Source organism: Geotalea uraniireducens (genome assembly GCF_027943965.1).
GTDB lineage: Bacteria > Desulfobacterota > Desulfuromonadia > Geobacterales > Geobacteraceae > Geobacter > Geobacter uraniireducens.
The window spans coordinates 2,845,451-2,872,135 of the sequence record NZ_AP027151.1; the positions used below are offsets into that span (position 1 = coordinate 2,845,451).

21 protein-coding genes are annotated in these 26,685 nt (G+C 61.4%); 4 read left to right on the forward strand and 17 right to left on the reverse strand.

The genetic code is table 11. The annotated features are described in order from the left end of the window. Positions 1 to 116 precede the first annotated feature (116 nt). The 7 genes from QMN23_RS13345 to QMN23_RS13375 form a co-directional block, all read right to left on the reverse strand. Entirely contained in the window at positions 117 to 1,307 is a 1,191-nt protein-coding gene (locus QMN23_RS13345) for a serine hydrolase domain-containing protein (protein WP_281999823.1), read from the reverse strand. Positions 1,308 to 1,468: 161 nt separating this feature from the next. Beyond that, the gene (locus QMN23_RS13350) at positions 1,469 to 1,810 is read right to left on the reverse strand and encodes a DUF2914 domain-containing protein (RefSeq protein WP_282003900.1); all 342 of its coding nucleotides are present in this window, start codon (positions 1,808 to 1,810) and stop codon (positions 1,469 to 1,471) included. 131 nt (positions 1,811 to 1,941) lie between these two features. Next, on the reverse strand, positions 1,942 to 3,123 hold the full coding sequence (gene argJ / locus QMN23_RS13355) for a bifunctional glutamate N-acetyltransferase/amino-acid acetyltransferase ArgJ (RefSeq protein ID WP_282003902.1): 1,182 nt from the start codon (positions 3,121 to 3,123) through the stop codon (positions 1,942 to 1,944). A 138-nt stretch (positions 3,124 to 3,261) separates the two neighbouring features. After that, positions 3,262 to 5,970, reverse strand: a complete 2,709-nt coding sequence (secA, locus tag QMN23_RS13360) for a preprotein translocase subunit SecA (protein ID WP_281999824.1) — start codon at positions 5,968 to 5,970, stop codon at positions 3,262 to 3,264. Positions 5,971 to 6,132: 162 nt separating this feature from the next. Further along, entirely contained in the window at positions 6,133 to 7,425 is a 1,293-nt protein-coding gene (locus QMN23_RS13365) for a phenylacetate--CoA ligase (RefSeq protein ID WP_281999825.1), read from the reverse strand. A gap of 73 nt (positions 7,426 to 7,498) precedes the next feature. After that, positions 7,499 to 8,044: an indolepyruvate oxidoreductase subunit beta gene (locus QMN23_RS13370; RefSeq protein ID WP_281999826.1), complete on the reverse strand. Its 546-nt coding sequence runs from the start codon at positions 8,042 to 8,044 to the stop codon at positions 7,499 to 7,501. Positions 8,045 to 8,076: 32 nt separating this feature from the next. Next, entirely contained in the window at positions 8,077 to 9,891 is a 1,815-nt protein-coding gene (locus QMN23_RS13375) for a thiamine pyrophosphate-dependent enzyme (protein WP_281999827.1), read from the reverse strand. A gap of 287 nt (positions 9,892 to 10,178) precedes the next feature. Between QMN23_RS13375 and QMN23_RS13380 the strand changes: the two genes are divergently transcribed. Further along, positions 10,179 to 10,679: a chemotaxis protein CheX gene (locus QMN23_RS13380; RefSeq protein ID WP_281999828.1), complete on the forward strand. Its 501-nt coding sequence runs from the start codon at positions 10,179 to 10,181 to the stop codon at positions 10,677 to 10,679. A 44-nt stretch (positions 10,680 to 10,723) separates the two neighbouring features. On the opposite strand, the gene QMN23_RS13385 is transcribed toward QMN23_RS13380, so the two are convergent. The 7 genes from QMN23_RS13385 to QMN23_RS13415 form a co-directional block, all read right to left on the reverse strand. Continuing rightward, a complete protein-coding gene (locus QMN23_RS13385) occupies positions 10,724 to 12,061 on the reverse strand; it encodes a TldD/PmbA family protein (protein WP_281999829.1) in 1,338 nt (445 codons plus the stop codon). Between the two features lie 110 nt (positions 12,062 to 12,171). Beyond that, positions 12,172 to 12,621, reverse strand: a complete 450-nt coding sequence (locus QMN23_RS13390) for an N-acetyltransferase (RefSeq protein WP_281999830.1) — start codon at positions 12,619 to 12,621, stop codon at positions 12,172 to 12,174. 4 nt (positions 12,622 to 12,625) lie between these two features. Further along, positions 12,626 to 13,582, reverse strand: a complete 957-nt coding sequence (locus QMN23_RS13395; RefSeq protein ID WP_281999831.1) for a GGDEF domain-containing response regulator — start codon at positions 13,580 to 13,582, stop codon at positions 12,626 to 12,628. Next, positions 13,572 to 14,426, reverse strand: a complete 855-nt coding sequence (locus tag QMN23_RS13400; protein WP_281999832.1) for an HDOD domain-containing protein — start codon at positions 14,424 to 14,426, stop codon at positions 13,572 to 13,574. The genes QMN23_RS13395 and QMN23_RS13400 overlap by 11 nt, the downstream gene beginning before the upstream one ends. After that, positions 14,416 to 14,745 carry a hypothetical protein gene (locus QMN23_RS13405; RefSeq protein WP_281999833.1) on the reverse strand — a complete coding sequence of 110 codons (330 nt, stop codon included), beginning with the start codon at positions 14,743 to 14,745 and terminating at the stop codon, positions 14,416 to 14,418. Before QMN23_RS13405 ends, QMN23_RS13400 begins: the two co-directional genes overlap by 11 nt. 36 nt (positions 14,746 to 14,781) lie before the next feature. After that, positions 14,782 to 16,452 carry a DNA repair protein RecN gene (gene recN, locus QMN23_RS13410; protein WP_282003904.1) on the reverse strand — a complete coding sequence of 557 codons (1,671 nt, stop codon included), beginning with the start codon at positions 16,450 to 16,452 and terminating at the stop codon, positions 14,782 to 14,784. A 59-nt stretch (positions 16,453 to 16,511) separates the two neighbouring features. Continuing rightward, positions 16,512 to 17,366, reverse strand: coding sequence for an NAD(+)/NADH kinase (locus tag QMN23_RS13415; RefSeq protein WP_281999834.1), 855 nt, complete (start codon positions 17,364 to 17,366; stop codon positions 16,512 to 16,514). Between the two features lie 149 nt (positions 17,367 to 17,515). On the opposite strand from QMN23_RS13415, the gene QMN23_RS13420 reads away from it, so the two are divergent. The 3 genes from QMN23_RS13420 to pfkA are packed head-to-tail and all read left to right on the forward strand — an operon-like array spanning position 17,516 to position 22,381. Next, the gene (locus QMN23_RS13420) at positions 17,516 to 20,029 is read left to right on the forward strand and encodes a glycogen/starch/alpha-glucan phosphorylase (RefSeq protein WP_281999835.1); all 2,514 of its coding nucleotides are present in this window, start codon (positions 17,516 to 17,518) and stop codon (positions 20,027 to 20,029) included. 20 nt (positions 20,030 to 20,049) lie between these two features. Further along, positions 20,050 to 21,369, forward strand: coding sequence for a replication-associated recombination protein A (locus tag QMN23_RS13425; protein WP_281999836.1), 1,320 nt, complete (start codon positions 20,050 to 20,052; stop codon positions 21,367 to 21,369). Between the two features lie 52 nt (positions 21,370 to 21,421). Further along, on the forward strand, positions 21,422 to 22,381 hold the full coding sequence (pfkA, locus tag QMN23_RS13430; protein ID WP_281999837.1) for a 6-phosphofructokinase: 960 nt from the start codon (positions 21,422 to 21,424) through the stop codon (positions 22,379 to 22,381). A gap of 10 nt (positions 22,382 to 22,391) precedes the next feature. Here pfkA and QMN23_RS13435 read toward each other — a convergent pair whose 3' ends face one another. From QMN23_RS13435 to QMN23_RS13445, 3 genes are read right to left on the reverse strand one after another with little or no spacing between them, the layout of a single operon-like run. Beyond that, on the reverse strand, positions 22,392 to 22,943 hold the full coding sequence (locus QMN23_RS13435; RefSeq protein ID WP_281999838.1) for a response regulator: 552 nt from the start codon (positions 22,941 to 22,943) through the stop codon (positions 22,392 to 22,394). After that, positions 22,940 to 25,387, reverse strand: coding sequence for an ATPase, T2SS/T4P/T4SS family (locus QMN23_RS13440; protein WP_281999839.1), 2,448 nt, complete (start codon positions 25,385 to 25,387; stop codon positions 22,940 to 22,942). The genes QMN23_RS13435 and QMN23_RS13440 overlap by 4 nt, the downstream gene beginning before the upstream one ends. Before the next feature lie 2 nt (positions 25,388 to 25,389). Next, a complete protein-coding gene (locus tag QMN23_RS13445; protein WP_281999840.1) occupies positions 25,390 to 26,685 on the reverse strand; it encodes a sensor histidine kinase in 1,296 nt (431 codons plus the stop codon).

Here is a 26,685-nt window from a genome sequence, read left to right on the forward strand (position 1 = left end):
GAATCCCTCCTTCGGCGGGATCGTCGGAAATGGCTGCCCGGACGGTCCGAAAAACGCTGTTAATAGGCGGATAATCACGGAAAAACTAGCACAACGGGCCTAGGGTGTCAAGTGATTTACCGGAACGACGCGGGTTCGCGGGGACCGGCCGCAAGGTGCTGCCCCCCCTCCGGCACGAGTTCGTCGGCAACAAGAGTGGAGAGTTCACTCCGTAGCTTGTTGAAGGCATGGGTATGCCGATAATCGAGACGGACGGAGAGAAAAATGACGTAGGTGCCGCTTTGTGGGTCGATCCAGATCGATCCCCCCGAATAACCGGTATGGCCAAACGAATACTCTGAAAAACCGCTGCCACGTGGCGATGAATACGGCGAAGCCATGTCCCAGCCGAGCCCACGCGCCACCTTCCCTCCCCGCGAGAAGTACGGAACCGTCATCTGGTCGACGGTCCGTTCCGCCAAGACCCTTTGCCCATCCAGCGATCCGCCGTTAAGCAGCATCCGGCAAAAACGCGCCAGGTCGCCGGCAGTGCTGAACAACCCCGCATGGCCGGCAACGCCACCCAATTGAGCGGCAACAGGGTCCTGAACCCGGCCGACGAGCGGCCGTCCGGCCTGATCGAGGGTGGCCGCGCACCGACCGTACAACCGGACATCGGGATTAAAGGCGGTTTGATCCATGCCAAGGGGGGCGTAGAATGCCGCTGCCGTGAAGCGGTCGAGAGTCATCCCGGAAACCCGATGAACCAGTTCGGCCAGCAGAATGAAATTGATGTCGGCATAACGGAACCGGTAGCCCGGCTCCCCCTTCAGTTTCTGGCAGGCGGCATTATCTATGGCACTCTGAAGCGGATGGGCCGCCGACAAGGATGTGTCGTCAAGGCCCGAGGTATGAGTCAACAGGTTGACAACCAGGACATCATCCTTACCTTGGCCGACAAACTCGGGAAACCATTTACTCAAGGGATCGACAAGGCTGAGCCGCCCCTCCTCGGCCAGCTTCATAACGGCCGGAGTGGTAGCGACGACCTTGGTCAACGACGCCAGGTCAAAAATGGTATCGACGGTTACGGGAAGGGCCTCGGGAAGTGAAGATTCCTTACCGAAGGCGGTTTCGTACAGCACGTCGCGGCGATTGCCGACAAGCACGACCCCGCCGGCAATCAGGCCGTCGGCCATCGCCCGGGCCATCAGCCGGGAAATCGCCTCATTGCCGCTATCGCTGGCGAGGGAGGCACTATCCCCGGTTACGGCGACCAGCGATATCAGCAAGACGACAGCAATTGCCAGGAGTTTCTTGATCAACATTAACCCACCACAATTCAACGGGAAAGATACGGCGAGGAGCCACTTGGAGGAAAACAGCAAGAAACGGGCCGGAGATTAACGCGGCAGAACGGGAAAGAATCTAATGTCCGGGTTACGCCCGGACTCCTTTTGACAACCGGCAGAAATCCGGCGCAGAAAAGCTAATTTATCTTGAACTCAACGCGTTTCAGCACCCGGCCGATATCGTCCACCGCCTCGACCCGCCACTCACCGACCGACTGGCGATCGATCGGCTTCTTGCTCCAGGTCCGCCATTTAGTCCCTTTGACCGACAATTCCTGTTCGCTTACCAGTTCGCCATTCTTGAACCAGCGATGTTTGATCGTCGTATCGGTCCCGGAGGGATTGACGAGCCTGGTAAAACAGTACAGCGCCTTGACCGATGTGGAAGAGATCCGCTTAACCGAATCAATCGGATTGTTCCGACTGATTTTCGTGGTTACCGCCATCTCGGTAATCTTGAGCGACCCGTCTGCAGCCATCGCCGCACCGGTCAGGAACAGCAGAAGAACTGCTCCGGCCAGAACTGCTGAGAGATGAGCAAACGATTTCATGGCGCCTCCGTGGGATTTGGCATGGGCCGGCAGGCCGGGCCTGCCGGCCGGATGGTTCGTCAGGTGCGGTAATCGGCGTTGATCTTCACGTAATCGTAAGAAAGATCTGAAGTATATACCGTCGAGCGGCCGTTCCCCAGATGGAGATCGACCGTGACGGCAAACTCTTTCTTCCGCAACACTTCGGTTCCTCTTGCCTCCGCATCGCCGCCGGCAAAAACCCCACCCTTAACCATTTGCACATCGTCGAAAAAGAGTTCGGTCCGCTCGGGATCGACGTCGGCACCGGAATAACCGACCGCGGCAAAAATCCGCCCCCAGTTCGCGTCCTGGCCGAAAAAAGCGGTTTTCACCAGGAGCGAATTGGCCACCGTCAGCGCCGCCCGTTTCGCCTCGCTGTTGTCCCGCGCCCCTTTGACGGTGATCTCGACGAACTTGGTCGCCCCTTCGCCATCGCGGACGATCTGCTGTGCCAACGCCAGCAGCACCTCGTTCAGCAACCGGCTGAACTCCGCCGCCGCTGCGCTCGCCCCGGTCAGTGGGACATTCCCCGCGGCGCCGTTGGCCATGATCAGCGCCGTATCGTTGGTCGACATATCCCCGTCGACCGAAATTGCGTTAAAGGAAGAGTCGATCCCTTCGGCGAAGACGTGCCGAAGCCAAGCGGGGTCCACAGCGGCGTCGGTCACAAGGAACGCCAGCATGGTCGCCATGTTCGGCATGATCATCCCCGCGCCTTTGGCAACCCCGGCGATGGTATAGGGGACGCCGTCGATGCTGCCGCTCCGCTGCTCTAGTTTGGGATAGGTATCGGTCGTCATGATGGCGCGCGCCACATCGTCGAGCGTGCCGCCGGCCAGCCCGGCAACCAGCGGAGGGACCCCGCTCCTGAGCCGCGCCATCGGCAACGGCACCCCGATCACGCCGGTGGAGGCAACCAGCACCGCCTCTTCTTCAATGCCGAGTTCGGCGGCCACGAGGCCCGTCGTTTCCCGGGCGTCGGCCATTCCCTGCCCGCCGGTGCAGGCATTGGCATTGCCGCTGTTGACCACCACCGCACGGCACGAGCCGCCCCTCGTCCGCTCCATATCGAGCAGAACCGGCGCCGCCTTGACCTTGTTCGCCGTATAGACGGCGGCTACCGCCGCCGGCACCTCGGAAACGATCAAGGCGAAATCGAGCCGACCCGGCTTTTTTATTGCCGCCTCCACGGCGGCGAATTTAAACCCTTTGATGTTCATGACGACCTCAACCTTCCGTTCGCACTCTAACATGGCTGGATCCCACGTGGGCGAAGAGCGAGCGGCGGAGCATACTCCCGTATGCGGGCAGCCCCGCGACGAGGGCAACAACGCGGATGGGTATTTCCCCGCGTCAGCCTATTTGCCGCAGCACTTCTTGTACTTTTTCCCGCTGCCGCACGGGCACGGATCATTCCGTCCCGCCGTCTTCTTGCTCTTGGCCGGCTGCGCGGCAGCCTCTTCACTGGCCAGGTTGAAGACCAGCCGCTGCTGCTTCTGTTGGCGCTTCAGCTCTTCCTCTTCGATCCGATCCATATCCTGATCCTGGGCGATCTGCACCCAGAAGATCTTCTGGACCGTTTCCTCGGCGATCCGCGCCATCAGCCCCATGAACAAATCGAAGGCCTCTTTCTTGTACTGCTGCTTCGGATCCTGCTGGCCGTAGCCGCGCAGGCCAATCCCCTCCTTCAGGTGATCGATGGAAAGGAGGTGGTCTTTCCACTGGGTATCGATAGTCTGCAGCATCATCACCTTGATCAGGTGATCCATCAATTCTTCACCAAACTCCGCCAGTTTGGCCTCGAACATCTGATGGACATTCTCCTTCAAGAGCGTCCGGAAGCTTTCCGGACTGAGCCGGTCGAGGGTCTGGGCCGGTACGTCAAGCTGGATGGCAAAAAGCTTGTACACCGCCTCGCCAATCCCTTGCCAGTCCCATTCGGCGGCCGGCACTTTTTCGATGGCGTACGCTACAGCCAGGTCCTCGATGGCATCGTCCAGCATCTGCAGGAAATTGCCCCGAATATCCTCGCCGGCGAGGATTTCGCGGCGCTGGGTGTAGATCACCTCGCGCTGCTTGTTCATCACGTCGTCGTACTCGATCAGATGCTTGCGGATATCGAAGTTGTGGGCCTCGACCTTTTTCTGGGCATTCTCGATCGCCTTGGTGATCATGCCGTGAGTGATCGCCTCCCCCTCCTCGATCTTGAGCAGATCCATAATCTTGGCGACCCGGTCCGAACCGAAAATCCGCAGCAGGTCATCCTGGAGCGACAGGTAGAAACGGGAAGAGCCGGGGTCGCCCTGCCGGCCGGACCGGCCACGGAGCTGGTTGTCGATCCGCCGCGATTCGTGGCGTTCAGTGCCGAGGATGTGCAAGCCGCCGAGAGCAACAACTTCGTCATGTTCGGTGGCGCACTCTTCGCGATACTTGGCCAGCACCCGCTCGTACTCTTCCTCCGCCACCTCCGCATCCGGATTGGCACGGCGCCACTGCTTGGCCAGCCCCTCCGGGTTGCCGCCGAGCAGAATATCGGTACCGCGGCCGGCCATGTTGGTGGCGATGGTCACCATCCCCTTCCGGCCCGCCTGGGCGACGATCTCTGCTTCACGCTCGTGCTGCTTGGCGTTCAGGACGTTATGGGGCACCCCCTGCCGCTTGAGCAGCTCCGCCAGGACTTCGGACTTCTCGATGGAGATGGTGCCAACCAGCACTGGTTGGCCCTTGGTATGGCAATCCTTGATCTCTTCGATCACCGCCTTGAACTTCTCCTGCTCCGTCTTGTAGATGACATCGGGGAAGTCGGGACGGAGCAACGGCCGGTTGGTCGGAATGACCACCACGTCGAGCTTGTAGATCTTGTCGAACTCTTCCGCTTCGGTGTCGGCAGTACCGGTCATCCCGGACAGTTTTTCATACATCCGGAAGTAGTTCTGGAAGGTGATGGTGGCCAGGGTCTGGTTCTCGTTCTCGATATCAACCCCTTCCTTAGCCTCGATCGCCTGGTGCAGGCCGTCCGACCAGCGGCGGCCCGGCATGAGGCGGCCGGTAAACTCGTCGACGATCAGCACTTCCCCTTCCTTCACCACGTAGTCGACATCCCGCTTGAACAGCGCATGGGCCCGCAACGCCTGATTGACGTGATGAAGGGTATCCATGTTGACCGGGTCGTAGAGGTTGTCGAGCTTGAGCAGCTTCTCGACCTTCAAGACCCCTTCTTCAGTGAGGGTCGCCGTCCGCGCCTTCTCGTCGACCGTATAGTCACCAGTATAGACCTTGCGCTTCCCGGAGAGGGTATTGGCCTCCTCCTCCTTCATTTCCCCCTTCACAAGATGCGGGATGACCCGGTCGATCACGTAGTACTTGTCGGTGGAATCCTCAGTCGGCCCGGAAATGATCAGCGGCGTCCGCGCCTCGTCGATCAGGATCGAGTCGACCTCGTCGACGATGGCGTAATTGAAGTCCCGCTGGACATAGTCGTCGAGGGAGAACTTCATGTTGTCGCGCAGGTAGTCGAAGCCGAACTCGTTATTGGTGCCGTAGGTGATGTCGGCGTTATAGGCCTCCCGCCGCTCCTCGTCGTCGAGACCGTGAACGATTACGCCGACGGTCAGGCCGAGGAAGTTGTAAATCCGCCCCATCCACTCGGAGTCGCGCTTGGCGAGATAGTCGTTGACCGTAACGACGTGGACCCCTTTGCCGGTCAGGGCATTCAGGTAGGCCGGCAGGGTCGCCACCAGCGTTTTCCCTTCGCCGGTCTTCATCTCGGCGATTTTCCCCTGATGGAGCACCATCCCGCCGATCAACTGGACGTCGAAGTGGCGCATGTTGTGCACCCGCTTCCCCGCCTCGCGGCAGACGGCAAACGCTTCGGGGAGGAGTGAATCGAGACTCTCGCCTTTCTGGTAGCGTTCCTTGAACTCGACAGTCTTATTCTGCAACTGATCGTCGGACAGTTGGGCGATCTGCTGCTCCAGGCCGTTGATCTTCTGCACGATCGGCCAGAGGCGTTTCAGCTCGCGCTCGTTCTTGCTCCCGACGATCTTCTTGATAATGTTCCCAATCATTAAAACATTCTCCTGACTCGGGGTGGATTGGCACAAAGCAACAGGTGAGACTACCATAACAGGCTAAATTGCTCAACAGAATTACGCCCCGCACGGCGCCGGACAACGCAACGATTCAGTGACGCAATTGCCCGGTAAAAAAGCGATTCATGCTCCGGTTGGTTAGAAGCGCCGGTTGTCGAACATCCGGCGGGTCTTCCGTTCCGACCGGGGAAGTTCCCCGTAAGGGAGGACTTCAACCTCGCAGGTGACCATCAGGTTCCGCTTGATGGCCAACACAATGCTCTTTCCCAGCTGTTCGTCGCGGGAAGGCGAGACATCCTCGCCCCGCTCGACCCGCACCGTCATATGGTCGCGACCGTCGCTGCGATGGTCGAGCACCACCTGGAACTCGCTGCCGAACCCCTCCAGCTGGCTGAGCACCTCGTCGATCTGGCCGGGATAGATGTTGACGCCGCGGAAAATCACCACATCGTCGGAGCGGCCGAGAATCCGGTCGTGCCGAGGAAGCCCGCAGCCACAGGGGCAATCCCCCGGCAACAGGCGGGTCAAGTCCCGTGAACGGTAACGGATCAGCGGCGCCCCTTCCTTGCGCAGGGTGGTGAAAACCATCTCCCCCACTTCTCCCGGCGCCACCGGCTGCAGGGTATCGGGATCGATGATCTCCAGGATGAAATAGTCGGCCCAGTAATGAATAGCGCCATTGCAGCCGCAGGAGAGACCGGCCCCCGGACCGTAGACCTCGGTCAGGCCGGTGATGTCATGCACCGATTCGGCGCCGAGCAGGTCGCGAATCTTGGCCAGCATCGCTTCACTCGAACGCTCGGCGCCGAGGATCACCTTGCGGACGGCGATCCGGTCCCGGAGACCGCGGCGCTGCACCTCCTCGGCCAACAGCAACCCCATCGAGGCAGTGCAACAGACTACCGTCGACTGGAGGTCGACGAGAAAGGTAGTCTGGAGATCGAGATTGCCCGGCCCCACCGGCACCGCCATGGCGCCGTACCGTTCGCAGCCGAGTTGGAAGCCGGCGCCGGCGGTCCAGAGCCCATAGCCGACACAGATCTGCACCCGGTCCTCCCGGGTCACCCCCGCCAATTCGTAGCAGCGGCAGAACATTTCCGCCCAGTCATCAAGGTCCTTCCGGGTGTAACAAAGGATCTTCCGTTTGCCGGTAGTGCCGGACGACGAGTGAATCCGGACCAGCTCCGCCTCGGGAGCGGCCTGCAACGGGAAGGGATAACCTGCTTGCAGGTCGTCGGCGGTAATAAAGGGAAGCCGTTGCAGATCGGCCAGCGAGTGAATCTCGCCCGGCGTCACCCCGGCCTTGCCGAGATGTTCCCGGTAAAAGGGGGAATTGTTCCAGGCATGAGCGACGGTCCACTGCAATCCGGCGAGCTGCAGGCGCTCCAGTTCGGCAGGAGAGCTAAAGGATGCGGGAAAGCGGCTGAGCATGGCGTGACGCCTCCGAGATAATTTTTTCCGCTGGCGGTGGGGTAACGTCGAGCCGGGAGCGAGCGGGAAGCGGCTAGGCGGCGCCCCGTTCAATCCCCAGGCGGAGCGCCTTCAGCGACTCCGCCAAGAGCACGCCCTTGGCCGCCAGGCGATGTTCGATGGTGGCAACGAGCTCGTCGAGCGAGCAGAAAAGCGCCGCTGCCGGTGCCAACCGGGCCACGGCGAAGCCGAGGAGCAAAAGATTAAGCGCCTGGGGATTGCCGAGTTCCAGGGCCAGGCGATCGGCGTCGAGGGAATGGAGCGTCTCCCCCGTCCACTCGGGCGCCCGGGGAGCATTCACTACCACCCACCCGGCCGGGCGAAGAAAATGACGATGCAACGGGAGGTTTTCCGCCTTCAGGGCCAACAGCCCGTCGGCACAGCCGGGGCGAACCAGTGGGCTGGCAAAGTCGCCGACCTTGAGGTGGGAGATTACCACCCCGCCTCGTTGGGCCATGCCGTGGGTTTCGGAGGTCATCACCGCCAGCCCCTTGCGGATGGCGGTTTCCGCCAGGAGGCGGGTGACGAAGAGAATCCCCTGCCCGCCAACGCCGCTGATGATCAACTGCTGGTTAGCCATCACAATCCTCGATTTCGTTCCGTTCTCGCCGTTCAAGGGATTTCTTCGATCGCCAGCCGGGGACAGACCGCGGTACAGACGCCACAATCACTGCAGGTCAGCGTATCGATCACCACCCGCTGCCGCTGTTCGTCATAGACCAGCGCCGGGCACTCGAACTGCTCGATGCAGTACCGGCAGCCGTTGCAGGCATCGCTGACGGTCACCGCGCGTGGTGTCGGCCGTGCCCCCCGGTAACTCCGATCGACCACACACGGCTGGCGGGCGATCACCACCGCCACCCCGTCGGTCCGGGCAAAGGCGACCGCCTCCTTCATCAGGGCGATGAAGGCCGGCAGATCGCCGGGCTGGCCGACCCGGCAGAATTTCACCCCGCAGGCCGCCACCAGCGCCTCCATGTCGACGGCGGCCGTCGGCACCCCACCGGCACCGCAACCCGACGCCGGCGTCGGCTGGTTACCGGTCATGGCAGTAGTCGAATTATCGAGAATCACCAGCACGAAGCGGGCATCCTGGACCACGGCATCGATCAGCGGCGGAATGCCGGCATGAAAAAAGGTCGAATCGCCGACGGTGGCAACAATGTCCGGCAGCTCGCCGGACAGCCGGTAGGCATGGTAAAAGCCGGCCGCCTGACTCACCGCCGCTCCCATGCAGAGTACCGTATCGACCCCCCCGAGGTTGAGGCCAAGGGTATAGCAGCCGATGTCGGAAGGATAGATTCCCCGCGGCGCCGCCCGCTTGATGGCATAGAAGCTTGCCCGGTGCGGACAGCCGGGGCAGAGAGTAGGACGTCGTCCCCCGCCAGCGGGAGCCGTGACCGACAGCTCGCCCGGCACGGCGGCAAAATCGGCAATCAGCCGTGCAACCGTTTCCGGCAGCAACTCACCCACCTCCGGAACGAACCCCGAGCGCTTTCCCCGCACCCGACCACGATCGGCCAGCTGCATCTCGATAACCCCGACTGTCTCTTCGAGGACCAAGAGCTCGTCGTACGCAGCCAACACCTGCTCGATGAACGCGGTGTGGAGGGGGTAGGGTTGCACGACCTGCCAGAGCGGCAGCACCTCCCACAGCCCGAGGTCCTGCATGATCTCGCGGGCATGGGCGGCGGCAACGCCGGCGGCAATCACCGCCCGCCGTCCGCCACTCCCCGGATTGAGCAACTGCGGCGCCGTCGGCTCCCAGGCGGCGATTTTCCGCAGCTTCTCCTCCAGCGCCAGATGGAGCCGGTAGCGGTGTACCGGCGTCGCCGCCCAGCGCTGCGGATCCTTGACGAAGTCGGCCCGCCGCACGGCAGGATGGACCGCACCGGGGAGGATGTCCTGATTGGCGTGACAGACCCGGGTTGTCGGCCGGAGCATCACCGGCACCTCGAATGCCTCGGAAAGTTCCAGCCCGAGACCGGTCAGCCGCCGGGCATGCTCCGGCGAGTCGGGATCGAGGACCGGCACCTTGGCGGCCATTGCCGTCAGGCGACTGTCCTGCTCGGTCTGTGAGGAATGGGGGCCGGGATCGTCGGCACTGATCACCAGGAAGCCCCCTTTCACGCCGAGGTAAGCGGCGCTCATCAGCGGATCGGAGGCGACATTGAGCCCCACCTGCTTCATGGCGGTGGCAGCCCGCAGACCGGCCTGACTGGCCGCATAGGCAATCTCCAGGGCAACCTTTTCGTTCACCGCCCACTCGACATGCATCGGCAGCTGATAGCGGGCCTGCCACTGGGCGACACCGCTCAGGATTTCCGATGCCGGCGTCCCGGGATACGAGGCGACCACGCTGCAGCCGTTCTCTACCAAGCCGTGGGCCATGGCATCATTGCCAAGCAGTAACATCCGTTCGCTCACCCTCTGCTCCTCCACCGCCGGACAGTGCAAAATCAAGCGATTGTCCGCACTGGCTGCCGATTTGTCAACCGAAAAACCTGCCGGCAGCTTGCGATCTCGGCCGTCACTCCTCTGTTATTCAACCGTTGCCAGGCTTGTCAAAGTCGTCGATTCGTAACGGCAATAACCCTGCCGATGCCGGCTGCTCCGGAAAGTTCCCGCCCGGGAAACGGAAAAAATGATTCAAGTTTTCGGCCAAACGGGCGATTTACTTAAGGGCGAGAACACTTCATGAAAGCGGGTGGGTAATGACTGGAATCAGTTTTGAAGAAATCATGTTCACCATCATGTCGGCAACGCAGGATACCTTCAACAATTATCTGGGGGTGGAGATTTTTGCCGGCAAAGTGGAGCGGAAGGTCGATCCGGTCGACTCCGATGTCGTCGGGATCGTCGGAGTGGCAGGCGATCGCGTCGGCTACATCCTCCTGGCTGCCGACAGCGTCGCCGCGGTGACCATCGCCAAGGAACTGCTGATGCTCGATGAACCGGACGAAGAATCGATCCGGGATGCCATCGGCGAACTGACCAATAACATCGCCGGCGTGTTCAAGACCAAGTATCACGAACAGTACGGCAGCGTCGCCCTCGGCCTGCCGCTGATCGTCTCGGGGATGCTGCGCACCGTCGCCGACACCGGGCAGGCCAAGGAAGAAGGGAGCAGCATGAACGTCCAGTGCAAAGGGGTGACGATCCCCTTCAAATCGCTGGACGGGAGGATCGCCCTCCGGGTAATGGTCTACATGTAGCCGCCCGACCGTCCGCCATGCTCAGCAGTTGGCGGACGGGGCGCCTATTCGCCGCTGACGTCGAGAGCGGCGATCCGGAGCGACGGAGCACCAAGGGCCCCGAAAAAGCGGAGGTCGTCCCCCACCATTTCCACCGAACGGAACAGTTCGAGGATATTGCCGGCAATAGCGATCCCCTTGACCGGCACCGTCACCTTCCCCTTTTCAATCAGGAAACCGGCCGCCCCGACGGAAAAGTCGCCGGAGATCGGGTTGGCGGTATGCATCCCCATCACGTCGGTCAGCAGAATTCCCCGCTCGATCCCTTCGAACAGCCCGGCAAGGGGGGTACCCCCCTTCTCGATGAAGAAATTGGACACACCCATGTGAGGCGGCGACTTGATCCCGCCCCGCACCGCGCTGCCGGTTGAGGGAACGCCGGCTTTGCACCCCCGCAGGGTATCGTAAAGAAAACCGGCAAGCCGCCCATCCTCCGCTAGAACGGTACGCCGCTTCGGCACCCCCTCCGCATCGAAGGGGGCGGTGCCGGCGCCGTCCGGCAAAGTACCGTCATCGACGATCCGGAGCAGCGGCGCAAAGAGCAGTTCCCCCTGCTTCCCCGCCAGCAGCGACTTCCCCTTCTGGACATTCTCGGCAAGAAACGCCGGCGCCAGCACTTCCAGAATCTCCGTGGCCACGTAATTGTCGAGCACCGCCGGGCAGCGCATGGTCGGAATGGTGGTCGCCCCGAGCAGGCCTAGCGCCTTGGCAGCGGCACGGCGGGCGATATTCTCCACGGTCAGGTCAGCAAAACGGGTGGCAAAATCGAAGTCCCACCCCATCTGGGACTGGCCGTTCTCTTCGGCGATGGCGGAAACGCTGGCGGAAACCGATGTCCCGCGATAGCAACCGTCGACCCCACGGGAATTGACGATCCGCATCATCACCGTCGACTCGCTGAAGGCACTCTTCCGCACCTTGGTAATCCGCGGATCGACGTCGAGGACCAACCGCTCCAATAAGAGTGCCCGTTCAACCTTCTCTTCCTCGGCGACCGCCGCCAACCGGTCGTCGAACAGTTCCGGCATCTCCCGGTACGAAGCCGGTTCGGCAAAGGCATGGCAGTTGTCAGGGGTCTGGGTCGCCGCCCCGACCAGAGCGTTCTCCACCATTCGCTCGAGATCGGCGTCGACCAGGCTGGTCGAAAACGAAAACCCCATCCCCCCGGCTTTCAGCACCCGGACGCTGACGCCGGTCGGCGCCGAACACTTGAAGGTGTCCACTTTCTGCTCTTTCGCCTCGACGGTCAGATTGCGCGACGCCGCGGCGGTTATTTCCCAACCGTCCAGCGGGCGGGAAACAAGGAGCGATTTCACCTGTTCGACGATGGTATCTACGTTCATGGTATCCTCGGATGGTTGGTGTGGGCTGGAAACGGAAGGCGGCGGCAGCGAACGCGGAATCGGCGGCGGTCGGAGAGGCGCGCGGGGTCCCGCTGGCGCGGGAAAGGCGGTTACAGGTCGAGGATCATGGCGATCTCGTCGCAGTCGGGAAATTTCACGCACTTCATGCAGTCGCCCCAGACTTTGTGGGGGAGTTCAGCCTTGTCAACGATCCGCATCCCGAATTTACCGAAAAAATTAGGTTTGTAGGTGAGACAGAATACCCGCTTCAGCCCGAGACTGCGGGCTTCGTCGATACAGGCCTGTACCACTGTGGTGCCGATCCCTTTCCGGCCGGCATCTTCCGCTACCGCCACCGAACGGATCTCCGCCAGGTCTTCCCACATGATATGCAGCGCCGAGACGCCGATCAGGCAGCCGTCCTCCTCAACGACATAGAAGTCGCGGATCGACTCGTAGAGTTCGGAAAGCGAGCGGGAAAGCATGTCGCCGCGGGTGGCAAAATGGGAGAGGAGCTTCTGGATATTTTTCACATCGCCGATCTGTGCCTTGCGGAGCATGCGTTTATTGTTCTCCTTTGCCGCTGGTTAGGGGGGAGGCCGGTTGTTTGCGGCGTTCAAACACGTAGGTACTCTCACGGGACCGTTTGGCGATCTTTTTCAGCTCCGCCGCCACCTCTGCCACCTTGGCGTAATGGTCGATCTGCGGAGAGTCGGTCGAGATGATCGCCACCGCCACCCCCATCAGCGGGATCTTCTCTTCATTCCCTTTCCGGTCGTGAGCGACAAAAAAGCCGTTGCGCTTCTCATCTTCGTCGAACAGCTCGGAGACGACGGCGCCAAAATTGGTAATGATCCGTTGCGCAACGCCCTCGGCCTGGCTTTCGGGGACGATGAACACGAAATCGTCGCCGCCGATATGGCCGGCAAAGCCGTCGCCGGTTTCGATCACCGCATTGGAGATGATCCGAGCCAGCATCCGCAAGACTTCGTCGCCATGAGCGAAACCGTAGACATCATTGTACTGCTTGAAATGGTTGATATCCAGGTAACAGACTGCCAGATTCTTGCCGATGGCCGCTTCGATCGCCCGCTGAATCGAAGCGTTGCCCGGCAATTTGGTCAGCGGGTTATTATCGAACACATGCCGCAGCCGGCTGAGCGACAGGTTGATGCGGGTAAAAAGCTCGCGATAATTGAGCGGCAGCGAGACGAAGTCGTTGAGCGGGTACTCCAGCCAGTCGAAGGACTCGGCGTCCGGCTCGCTCATCATGCCGATCACCGGAATGGTGCTGAAGAAAAAATCGTCCTTCAAGTCCCGGACGATGGTCAGGGTAGCTTCATCCTGCAGCGTCAGGTCGATCAGCACGACATCGGGAGGATCGGAGTAAAGCGTCCCCATGACGCTGGCCTCGTTATTCAGGGTCACCACCTGATGTCCCTGACTCTGCAGGCGCAGAATCAGGTTCCCGTCCAATCCTCCCGCACCGGAAATCACGATAATTCGTAAATCATTCCCCATCGACGGCCTGTATCTCCAGACTGAAATTTTTCGTTTCGATCAGTTTGTCTTCCAGTTCTTCGACAATCGCTTCGAGATCACTTTCGGTCATATTCAACCGTTCCCAGGCAACCGGCTGAATTCGCGGCACATATTCTTCACCGCTGAAGCCAAACCCGCTCGCCTTGACTAGCACATCGGCCAGGTGGACCACGGCGGTTTTCAGCTGGTGATTGGTTGCCTTGGCCACATCGTGGTGGCACCCCACCGGTTCGATGAGCTTGTCCGGCAAAAACCAGCTCCGCACCAGCCACTCCCCGACTTCGGCATGGTCGGTTTCGAGAACCCGTCGTTCGGCGTCCAGCATCGACAACCCTTCGGCGGCCATCAGACGGGAGATTGCCGAATGGTCGTCCGGACATTTCTCCTTGATGATCACCTTACCGATATCGTGCAGAAGCGCCGCCGTAGAAATCTCCTCGATCTCCGGCAGCTTCAGGTAACGGGCAATGATATTGGCGGCTACCCCGGCACCGAGCGAGTGCTCCCAGAGGCCGACAATACTTTTCTCCATAATCTCGAAGATGGACGAACTGAGTGCCAGGCTCTTGATGACGTTCACACCGAGAAGGATGAGTGCGTTGGAAATGGTCGAAACCCGATAGAAGCCGTAGGATGGCGAATTGACCAGTCGCAGTACCCGGGCGCAGAGAATCTGGTCGGCGGAAACGAGTTGTGCCATTTCCTGAATGGTCGATTTGCGGTTTTCCGAAAGAGTCTGCAGCCTGTTGATAACACCGGGGATCGTGGGGAGCGAGTTGGTATCCTTGATGATTTCCTGAATCTGCTCGCGCTTACCGTCCACGCGTCCCTCCCATGGAGCGAATCAGTAATGCCTCGTACATCCCTTTCAATTTACGCATCAACGGCACATTGTCAACCTTGCGGAAACGATGATCGAGTTCGGCGAGCAGATTTTCGAGGTTATTCTCCCCTTCGGCAGCCAGGGGATTGCCTTCCACCGTTATCGATTTAATGCCGAGGTTCTTCAGCCGTTCGATGAGGCCGGAAGTGAGCACCGTTCCTCTACCGCAGATCGTAGGCCCTTGCGGACTTTCGACCCGGCGGACATCCCGGGCCAGGACCATATCCGGTTCGGCGGAGGCAATTGGTATTGACTGCATCTGTCGTTCACCTCATTTCAATCTATATCCAACATATTATACTACCAATCGACGGCCTTCGGCAATCATCTCCCGCGCATGTTCGAGAGTCGTTTCAGTAATGGAGACGCCGCCGAGCATTCTGGCCATTTCCGTTACCCGCGCCTCGCCGGTCAGCGGGGTAACGGTAGTGGCAGTGCGTCCGTCGATTAACCGTTTTTCCACCTTGTAATGGTAATCGGCACAGGCAGCCACCTGGGGCAGATGCGTGATGCAGAGCGCCTGCTGGCGCCGGCCGACCCGTTTCAGCTTTTCCCCCACCAAGGCCGACGTAGCCCCGCCGATGCCGGTATCCACCTCGTCGAAGATCAGCGTCGGCACATCGCTTTCCGGATGGATCTGCTTGAGGGCAAGCATCAGCCGGGAGAGCTCGCCGCCGGAGGCGATCTTCGCCAGCGACTTCGGCGCTTCTCCCGGATTGGGCGAAAAGAGGAATTCGATCCGTTCGAGCCCGGTGGCCCGGGGCTCGGCAAACCCTTCGAAAGCCACCTCGAACGCGGCATGCTTCATCGCCAGCTGATGGACTTCCCGCTCCATCGCCTTCCTGAAGGCGGCCGCCGCCTCATGCCGCTTTTGCGACAATTCCCCTCCGAGCGTCAGCACCTCGTCCCGAAGCTGCTCAAGCCGCCGATCGAGCTCACCCCGGGTCTGCTGCCGGTTCAGCAACGCGGCCAGTTCGCTCGCCGCCGCAGCGCCGAAGGCGATGATCTCTTCAACGGTCGGGGCATATTTCTTTTTCAGCCGTTGCAGCAAATCAAGCCGTTCTTCCACCGCCGCCAGGCGAGCCGGATCAACGTCGACCCGCGATGCATAATCCCGCAGAGTCAGCGCCGCATCTTCAAGCTGGGCGGCTGCCGCCGTCAACCCTTCGTGAACTGCCGCAAGGGTTGGATCGACGCTCAGCAGGTCGGCGACTTTCCCCCGAACGGCCGCCAGCGAAGCGAGTATCGCCCCGTCGCCGCCATAGAGAGCATCGTACCCCTCCTGGCTGTTCCGCAGCAGGCGCTCGCCATGCAGCAGCAATTGCCGCTCCTGCAGCAGGTGCTCTTCCTCGCCCGGCGTCAGCCCGGCGGCGCCGATCTCGTCGACTTGGAACGAGAGCAGGTCGATCTGGTGCGCCGCCGCCCGTTCCCCTTCCTCCAGGGCCTTGATTCGGGCAGTGGTGGCACGGTACTCGTCGAAAGCGCTCCCATATGTGGTCCGCAACGCCTCGATGCCGGCAAAACCGTCTAGAAGCAGCAGGTGGTTCTCGGTGCGCAAGAGCGTCTGCGACTCATGCTGACCGTAAATGTTCACCAGTTCCCGGCTCAGCTCTGCCAGGATCGAAAGGGTCGACAGCCCGCCGCCGATAAAGACCCGATTCCGCCCCGACCGGGAAACGATCCGCTTGACCAGCAGTTCATCGTCGCAATCGACCCCCAGCGCCTCAAGCCGCCGCAGCACCGGAGAATCGGCGGCAAGCGTGAATACCGCCTCGACCACCGCCTCGTCCGCGCCGGTCCGGATCAGTTCGGCGGAGGCCCGCCCCCCAAGGAGAAGATTCACGGCATCGATGATGATCGATTTCCCTGCGCCGGTTTCGCCGGTCAGGACGGTCAGCCCGGGCTGGAACGACACCTGGAGGGTATCGATAATGGCAAGGTTCCTGATGGAAAGGTCAGCAAGCATAGCGCGGTTCGCGAAAAACTGCGGGACGGCGGACTGGCCACCCATCCCCGTTTCCGGCGTTATCGTTCTCCCCATTTCAGTTTGGTCCGCAACACCTCGAAGTAATCCTTGCTGGCCGACATCACCAACCGGGTGCGGTGTTCCGCCCGCTGGACGCGGATCAGATCGCCGCACTTCAGCTCCATTCCCACCTGGCCGTCGAGAGTCAGGAAGACATCCTCGTGCTTGGAGTTGATCCGGACGGCGATCTCCGCCGAGGCCTCCAGAACGATCGGCCGGTTGGTCAGGGTATGGGGGCAGATCGGCGTGATGGCGACACATTCAAGGGCGGGATGAACAATCGGCCCGTTGGCCGACAGTGAGTAGCCGGTGGAACCGGTCGGACTGGAGATGATCAGGCCATCGGCCTTGTAGGTGGTCAGGTAACGGTCGTTGACCAGCGTCTCCATATCGATGATCCGCGCCAGCGCCCCCTTGTTGATCACCACGTCGTTCAGGACCCGGTGCGAGAGGACAGCTTCGTCGCCCCGCTCCACCGTTGCCCGGAGCATCATCCGCTCGGAAGTACGAAAATTTCCCGACAGGCAGGCGGTCAGTGACGGATACAGCTCATCGAGGGTGATTTCAGTCAGGAAGCCGAGGCTCCCCAGATTGACGCCAAGGATCGGGATCTCCCGCGCGCCGATCAGCCGGGCCGCCGAGATGAGCGTACCGTCGCCCCCCAGCACTACCGCCATATCGGCCATGACGGGGATATCTTCGGCAACGACCCCCGGTGCCCCGTGCAGATGCCGCGCCAGATGGGCTTCAACCAGCGGTGTCAGCCCCCGTTCTTCGAGCCAGGCGACCAGTTCCCCGGCCACTCCCTGGCAGCGGGGATCGTGAACCTTGGCGAAGATGGCGATTTTTTTCATCGTGCGGGCCTTGGTGTTGTGATATATGTATGGAATTTACTAACATATATCAGGGGGCATGTCCATTGGAAATTCCCCCGTTTAGCACCCTAACGTCCCGACTGCAGGGCACTATTGGTTAATAAGCCCCCATTAAATCAAGGTGATCTATGAATGACGAGCTCCTCAACGCGACTGCGGAATCTGCCGAACTCGACATGATGATGCTCATCATCAAGTCCTTCCTTGAGCATCTTGAGTATACGCTTGGCAAGGATAAATACTCGGCGACCCGCCATGACCTGTTCAATGCCCTGGCCTACGCGGTACGCGACCGGATGGTGGAACGCTGGCTCGATACGCAGCAGGCCTATTACAACGACGACCCGAAGCGGGTCTACTATCTTTCCATGGAATTTCTGATGGGACGAACGCTGGAAAACAGCCTCGTCAACCTGGGGTTGCTCGACAATTTCCGGGAGGCGATGAATTCCCTCGGCTACGACCTTGACGACATCATGAACCAGGAACAGGACGCCGGCCTCGGCAACGGGGGGCTCGGCCGGCTGGCCGCCTGCTTCCTCGATTCCATGGCCACCATGGGGATTCCGGCATACGGCTACGGCATCCGCTACGAATATGGCATTTTCCGCCAGAACATCGTCGACGGGGCTCAGGTGGAGATTCCCGACAACTGGCTCCGCTACCGGAACCCATGGGAAATGGACCGGCAGGAGCATCTGCACGTCATCAAATTCAACGGCCGGGTAGTCGAGCGAAAGGACGGCGAGGCGAACAGCATCTTCGACTGGATCGATACCGACGACGTCATGGCGATGGCCTACGACACGCCGATTCCCGGCTACGGCACCAACACCGTCAACACGATGCGGCTCTGGACCGCCAAATCGACCCGTGAATTCGACCTCACCTTCTTTAATGAAGGAAACTACATTCGCGCCGTCGAAAAGAAAATGATGACGGAAAATATCTCCAAGGTCCTCTATCCCGCCGACCACGTCCCGGAGGGGAAGGAACTCCGTTTCAAGCAGGAATATTTTCTCGCCTCGGCAACCCTTCACGACGTCATCTACCGTTTCCGGAAAATGCACGACGATCTGCGGCTACTTCCCGACAAGGTCGCCATCCAGCTAAACGACACCCATCCGGCCCTGGCGATTCCGGAAATGATGCGACTTTTGCTCGATCATTTCCGCCTCGACTGGCAAACGGCCTGGGATATCACCACTAGGACCTTCGCCTATACCAATCACACGATTCTTCCCGAGGCGCTGGAAAAATGGCCGATCTGGTTCTTCGAACAGATCCTCCCCCGCCACCTGCAGCTCATTTACGAGATCAACGACCGTTTTCTGGCCGAAGTCCGCAGTCGTTTCCCCGGCGATATCGGCAAGCTGGAGCGGATGTCGCTCATCGAAGAGCACTGGGAACGCAAGGTGCGGATGGCCAACCTGGCCATCGTCGGCAGCCACTCGGTCAACGGCGTGGCCGCCCTGCATACGGAAATCCTCAAAGAGAGCGTTTTCCGCGACTTCTACGAAATGTACCCGGAACGGTTCAACAACAAGACCAACGGCATCACCCAGCGCCGCTGGCTCAAAGGTGCCAATCCGGGGCAGGCAGCGCTCATCGGCAAGGCCATCGGCGAGGGCTGGGTCACCGACCTTTATCAGCTGCAGCAGCTCCGCCCCCTCATCGACGATCCCGCCTTTGTTGCCGAATGGCGGGAAGTCAAGCGGCAGAACAAACAGCGGCTGGCCGAGTACATCCGCAAGCACAATTGCATCGAGGTCAACATCGACTCGATGTTCGACTGCCAGGTAAAGCGGATTCACGAATACAAGCGGCAGTTGCTGAACATCCTCCACGTCATTACACTCTACAACCGGATCAAGGAAAATCCGGCGGTGGACCAGGTGCCGCGCACGATAATCTTCAGCGGCAAGGCCGCTCCCGCTTATTATCTCGCCAAGCTGATCGTCCGGCTGATCAACGCCGTCGGCGAGACGGTCAACGGCGATCCGGCGGTCGGCGACCGGTTGAAGGTGGTCTTTCTCGCCAATTACGGAGTCTCGCTGGCGGAGAAGATCTTCCCTGCCGCCGACCTGTCGGAGCAGATTTCCACTGCCGGCACCGAAGCGTCGGGAACCGGCAACATGAAATTCGCCCTCAACGGCGCCCTGACCATCGGCACCCTCGACGGCGCCAATATCGAGATCATGGAAGAAGTGGGACGGGAGAACATCTTCATCTTCGGCATGAACGCCGGGGAAGTCGAGGAGCTGCGCCGCAAGGGGTACGTACCCCGCGACTATTACAACCGCAATGCCGAGCTGAAAAAAGGACTGAACATGATCGCCGAAGGGACTTTCTCGCCGACCAACCGGGAGCTGTTCCGCCCCATCGTCGACACCCTGCTCAACCAGGGAGACTATTACATGCTCCTCGCGGACTACGCCTCTTACATCGCCTGCCAGGAGGAAGTGAGCGCCCTTTACCTGAACCAGGACGAATGGGCGCGCCGGGCGATCCTCAACTGCGCCGGGATAGGCAAATTCTCCAGCGACCGGACCATTGCCGACTACGCCCGGGAAATCTGGGGGGTTGAGCGGATGGAAATCCATCCGGTGCTGGAATACCGGCAGAGTGCCGCCGCGGAATAGCCCCGCCAGGAAACCGATTCATGGATCTTTTCGACACGACTGCCGCCAGTGAAACCCTCAAGGATGCCCCACTCGCCGAACGGATGCGCCCCCGCACCCTCGACGAGTACGTCGGCCAGGAGCACCTGCTCGGTGAAGGGAAGCTGCTGCGCCGGCTGATCGAGTCGGACACCCTGACCTCCCTCATTTTCTGGGGGCCGCCCGGCTCCGGCAAGACCACCCTCGCCCGGGTAATCGCCAACGCGACCAAGTCCCACTTCATTTTTTTCTCGGCCATCCTCTCCGGGGTTAAGGAGATTCGGGAACTGGTCAAGGAAGCGGAAGAGGCGCGCAAGTACCACGGGAAAAACACCATCCTGTTCGTCGACGAGATCCACCGCTTCAACAAAACCCAGCAGGACGCCTTTCTGCCCTATGTGGAGCGGGGAACCTTCACCATCATCGGCGCCACGACCGAGAACCCTTCTTTCGAAGTTATCGCGCCGCTGCTCTCCCGCTGCAAGGTGCTGGTTCTCTCCCCGCTGGCCGACGACGACGTGGAAAAGATCCTCCGCCATGCCCTCGCCGACCGGGAGCGGGGGCTGGGCGAGCGGGAACTGAGGGCCGACGACGAGGCAATTGCCTACATTGCCGAGCAGGCGGGGGGGGATGGCCGGGTTGCCCTCAACACCCTGGAGACCGCGGTCCGCTTGGCCCAAAACGGGATCATCGACCTGGAGACGGTCCGCGAGGCGGTCCAGAAAAAACCGCTCCTCTACGACAAGGGGGGAGAAGAACACTACAACGTCATCTCGGCCTTCATCAAATCGATGCGCGGCAGCGATCCGGATGGGGCGCTCTACTGGCTGGCGCGGATGATCGAGGCGGGCGAAGACCCGCTGTTCATCCTCCGGCGGATGGTAATCCTGGCCAGCGAAGACATCGGTAACGCCGATCCCCGGGCACTACAGGTCGCCATTGCCGCGCTGCAGGGGTTCCAACTGGTAGGCATGCCGGAAGGGCGGATCATCATGGGGCAGGCGGTTACCTATCTCGCCACTGCCCCCAAGTCGAACGCGTCGTACGTCGGCATCGACGCCGCCCTGGCGGAGGTACGGAAAAGCGGAGCGCTCCCGGTACCGCTCCACATTCGCAATGCGCCGACCAAGCTGATGAAGGAGCTGGGCTATCACCAGGGCTACAAGTATGCCCACGATTACCAGGAAGGCTTCGCCGTGCAGGATTACCTGCCGGAGCGGTTGCAGGGAAAGCGGTTCTACGAACCGACCGGGCGGGGCTACGAGAAGACGATCAAGGAACGGCTCGACTGGCTGCGCGCCAGGGAAGAGGCGGAACAATAGGTATCAGCATTCCTCGGGCTCCCCTGGACCCGGTGTCGGAAAGGAAGAGACCATGAAGAAGATCGGGATTCTTACCAGCGGCGGTGACTGTTCCGGCATGAACGCCACCATCCGGGCGGCGGTCCGGACCGCGCTCCGCCTGAACCTCGAAGTCGTCGGTTTCCGCAAGGGCTACGCGGGGCTGATGAAGGGCGACTGTATCCAGCTCGACAGTCGGGCGGTCTCCAATATCCTTCACCGGGGGGGGACCTTCCTCCAGTCGGCCCGTTCCGCCGAGTTCCGCACGACAGAGGGGCAAGAGCAGGCGGTAGCGGCTCTCCGCGCCATGGGGGTCGACGGGCTGGTGATTCTCGGCGGCGACGGCTCCCTCTGCGGGGCGCTCGCCCTCCATCGGCTCGGCTATCCGGTCATCGGCATCCCGGCCAGCATCGACAACGATATCCCCTATACCGACATGGCCCTCGGCGTCGACACGGCGCTGAACAACATCATCTACGCCGTCGACTGCATAAAGGACACCGCCAGTTCCCACGCCCGCGCCTTCGTCATCGAGGTGATGGGACGCAATTCCGGCTACCTGGCCAGCGTCGCCGCCATCGCCACCGGTGCCGAATACGCGCTGGTGCCGGAGCGGGAATTCGATCTGGCCGAAATCTGCCAGCAACTGCGCTGCCGTTACGAAGAGGGCCGGGACAACGCGATCATCATCCTCGCCGAGGGGGCCGGCCACGCCCAGGAGGTCGCCCATAGCATCAAGGATGCCATCGGCTTCGAAACCCGGGTGACCGTCCTCGGTCACTACCAGCGGGGCGGCGCGCCGACGGTCTTCGACCGGCTGCTGGCGAGCCGGTTCGGCAAGAAGGCCGTTGAACTGCTTATCTCCGGACAGCAGGGGATGATGGTCGGCCTCTCCTGCAACGCCATCCTCGCCACCCCCCTGGAAGATGTCATCAGGGGGGAAAAGCGCCCACAGGACGAAGTGCTGCGACTGGCGGAAGTCCTCGGTATTTGATGGCGGGCCGCTAGCTCCGGTTGCACCGCTCGATGGCGGCGGCCAGTTCCTCGTCCGACAAGTCGGGAAGGACGAAGACCCCGGCCTCGTCCCGTTCGGCCACCGTAATGCCGGGGTATTTCTCTTCCAGTAGCTTTAACTCCCGGGACTGGCGCCGTACCGTCCGGAGGAGCCGGCGATTCTCCTCCTCCAGGGCGTGTTTCTCGAAAGCGGCGCGCAACGCCAGCTGCAGTTCGAGGCTATCCCACGGCTTGGTGAAGAAGCGGTAAATCTCCCCCCGGTTGACCGCGTTGATCGTCGCTTCGAGGCTGGCATGGCCGGTCAGCATCAGCCGCACCGTCTCCGGATATCGTTGCCGCACCTCGGCCAGAAATTCGGCTCCTCCCATGCCGGGCATCCGTTCGTCGGAAATAACCACCGCCGGCCGGTGCTGCTCCATGACCGCCAGCCCTTCCTCGCCATTGCCGGCCGTAAAAATCTCGAACGGCTCGTCAACGAGCGTCCGTTGCAATGCCGCGATGATCTGCGGCTCGTCGTCCACCAGCAAAAGTTTCCGGTTCATATCTCCTCCGTCAGCGCGATACAGTCGTCGGCCGGTTTCGTCCCGCAGAACGGGCAGACCAGCCAGTCACTCTCCAGCGGCATCCGGCACTGCTGGCAGACGTCGTGACGGACGTCGCCGCAGTGGGGGCAGAAGAGGAACTTGGCGTCGATAATCCGATTACAGCCGAGGCACTGGCGCTCGTAACCGATCTGCGGACCGATCACCCGCACCAGCTCCTCCAAGGTCGTCTCCCCCCGCCGGACCTTTTCCATCCCGTCCTCGATCAGGGTCCGCATCCCGGTCGCCCGGGCCATCTGCAACAGTTCCGACTCTTTGTAGTTGCTGCTGATGAAATGACGGAAATCGTCGTTCATGACGAAAATCTCGAACACCCCGGTCCGACCGAGGTAGCCGGTCTGGTTGCACTTGTCGCACCCTTTCCCCACATAGATTTCATGGCCGAGGTATCCCGGCGGGATACGGAGCAGGGTGGTCAGCTCCACATCGGGGGGGACGGCGGTGCGGCAATGGTCGCAGACGCGGCGGACCAACCGCTGGGCGATGATCCCTTCGAGAGCCGAGGCGATGATGTACGGCTTGATCCCCATATCCATCAGCCGGGTGATCGAGGCCACCGAGTTGTTGGTATGGAGGGTCGTCAACACCATGTGACCGGTCAGCGACGCCTTGAAGGCCACATCGGCGGTATCGAAGTCCCGGACCTCCCCGACCAGGATCACGTCCGGGTCCTGGCGAAGGGTGGCACGGAGCACCTGGGAGAAGGTCAGGCCGATCTTGTCCCGCACCGACACCTGGTTCGCCTCTTCGACGAAATATTCGACCGGTTCCTCGATGGTTTCGAAGTTTTTGCTGCTCTGCAGCATGGTCGACAGCAGAGAGTAGAGCATGGTGGTCTTGCCGCTGCCGGTCGGGCCGGTGGCGATGATCACCCCCTGGGGCTTGCGGCTGATGGCACCGATCTTCTTCAGATCGTCGGGAAGCACCCCCAGTTCTTCGAGACGCTTGACCGCCCCGCTCTTGTCGAGGATGCGCAATACCATCTTTTCGCCGTTGATGGTCGGCAGCGACGAGACCCGCAGGTCGACGATCCGCGTCCCCGACTTGACCGTAATCCGCCCGTCCTGGGGACGGCGCCGCTCGGCGATGTCCATCTTGGAGAGAATCTTGATCCGCGACACCACTGCGGCGTGGAGATCGGGAGGAATCCGCAACTTGGTATGCAGCATGCCGTCGATCCGGTAACGGATGATCGTGTACTTGGTCTTCGGCTCAACATGGATGTCGCTCGCCTTGTAGCGGATCGCCTCGGAAATGATCGCGTTGACGATGCGGATGATCGGCGGCACCTTTGACGAGCCGATCAGTTCGTCGACGCTGACCTCCTTCTCATCCTCTTCGAGAACGATGTCGATCTCGTCCAGCGGTTCGAGCTCGCCCAGTTCGTCGAGCCCGTCACCACCCGCCGGTCCTTCGCTGTAACAACGCCGAAGCTGAGCGGCGATCTCCGAGCCGGCGGCCAAAAGCGGCACCACTTTCAGCCCGGTGACCATGGCGATGTTGTCGCAGAGGAGGATATCCGACGGATCGGCCATGGCGATGGTCAGCTGCCCCCCCTCAAGGCGGACCGGAATCAGCCGGCTCCGCTCGCAAAGGTCACGGGGAAGCGAGCGGACGGCAGCCGCCGAGATCGCCGCCTCCCGCAGATCGATCGGCTCGATGTGGAGATTTGCCTGCAACGCCTTGAGGATTTGCGCTTCCGTCGCCAGGCCGAGCCGCACCAGGACGTCGCCGAAGAACTCGTCGGGTTGCAGGCTGTCGTTCGCCCGTTCCAGGTCGGCGCCGCTGATGACCCCCTCGTTGACGAGGATGTTCCCCATCAGTCCGCGACTCTTGTCGAACAGGCCGGCGTAGTTTTTGATCTTCAGCTGTTGCCGACGGGCAACCTCCTTCAGCTTGCGGTTCTCCCGCAACAGCACGTACTGCTGGAGGGCCAGGCTGACCGTCAGCCGCAGATCCTCATCGTTCCACGGCTTGGTGATGAATTTGTAGACCGCCCCGTCCTTCACCGCGCCCATGATCGACTGGACGTCGGCATAACCGGTCAGCATGATCCGGATCGTCTCCGGCCAGCGGGTGCGCACTTCCTTGAGGAATTCGGCGCCCGTCATCCCCGGCATCCGGTGGTCGGAAATGACCAGGTGGACCGGTTGCCGCTCCATGATTTCCAGGGCCTTGTCGGCGGCGGTGGCGGTCAGGATCTCGTAGTTCTCTTCGAGGAAGATCCGCCGCAGCGCCTTCAGCACCCCTTCCTCGTCATCGACGAACAGAAGGGTAAAGCCGCCGCCCGTCTCATCGGGCTCGGTATCGACTACGTCGTCGCCGGCGATATTCATGCCGTCGCTGCGCCCCACCGCCTTGAACAGTTCCGCATATCGTGACATGGTCAACTCCTCCGGAGCGGCAGCGTCATGACGAAGCAGGCACCGCCGTCCGGCGGCGAGAGCAGCTCGACGCTTCCCCCCAGTTCATTGCTGATATCGTAAACCACCGCCAGCCCCATGCCGGTCCCCTTCCCGACCTCCTTGGTGGTGAAAAACGGCTCGAAGATCCGCCCCCTGATCGGCTCGGGGACCCCGGGGCCGTTGTCGGCAATCCGCACCGTGATGGCGTGGTCGTCGCCGGCGGTGGCGACGGTCAGCCGCAGCCCCTCCCGGCGGGCCTCGCAGGCGTTGCGGATGATGTTCAGCAAAGCCTGGCAGAGCAGCGCCGGCGCACAGAGGAACGGCGGCAGTGGCCGGTATTCCCGAACGATCTCGGTCCCCGGCGGGATTTCGTGGATCAGGACGTTCAGCGTCCGGTCGAGTTCCTCGTTGACGTCGACCGTCATGATTTCCGCATCGTCGACATGGGAAAAGCCTTTCAGATCGCTGACGATGGTCTTCACCCGCTCGGCACCGCCAAGGCTCTGCCGCAGCAACTCATCGAGATCCCCCATGATGAAATCGAGGCGCAAATCCTGCCACTTGCGGCGGAAACGGGCCAGTTCCTCCTCGTCCCGCGCCAACAGCAGGCGGGAGAATTCGAGCATCTCCCGCAGCCGGTCGGCATACTTGGTGAGACTGTGGAGATTGCTGGTGATAAAGCCGAGCGGGTTGTTGATTTCATGGGCAACGCCGGCGGCCAGTTGGCCGACCGAGGCCATCTTCTCCCGCTGCAGCAGCTTGGCATAGGTCTGGCGCAGCTCTTCCGTCCGTTCCCGAACCTTCACCTCCAGGCTGGCCGCCAGCTCCCGGTAGCGGGCCTCGGAGGCCGCCAGTTCCCGGTTGATCGCCACCAGCTCTTCATAGGACTGGTTAACCACCACCGTATGCATCTCGGTGGTCAACATCCGCTTCAGACTGGCATTCACCAGGATCTGCAGGGCTTCAGCCAAAAGGTCGGCAACCGTCCGCAGGTACGCCTCCCGTCCGGCCCCCCCCAGCAGCACTAGTGAGCCGACCGGCTCGCCCTCGAGGAGCAGCGGCCGCCGCTCGACGAGCACCCCGCCCCCTGCCGCCGGAAGTTTCGCCAAGCCCGTATCGCCGAACCAGAGCACCTCGCCGGCATCGTCGATCAAGAGCGCCCCGCTTGCCCCGCCCCGCACGGCGCTGGTCAACAGCGGCATCACCTCGTTGCCGGCAACGACATCGACGAGCCGCTTTTCGGCCCCGACCACATAGCTGATCGAATGCTGGCTCAC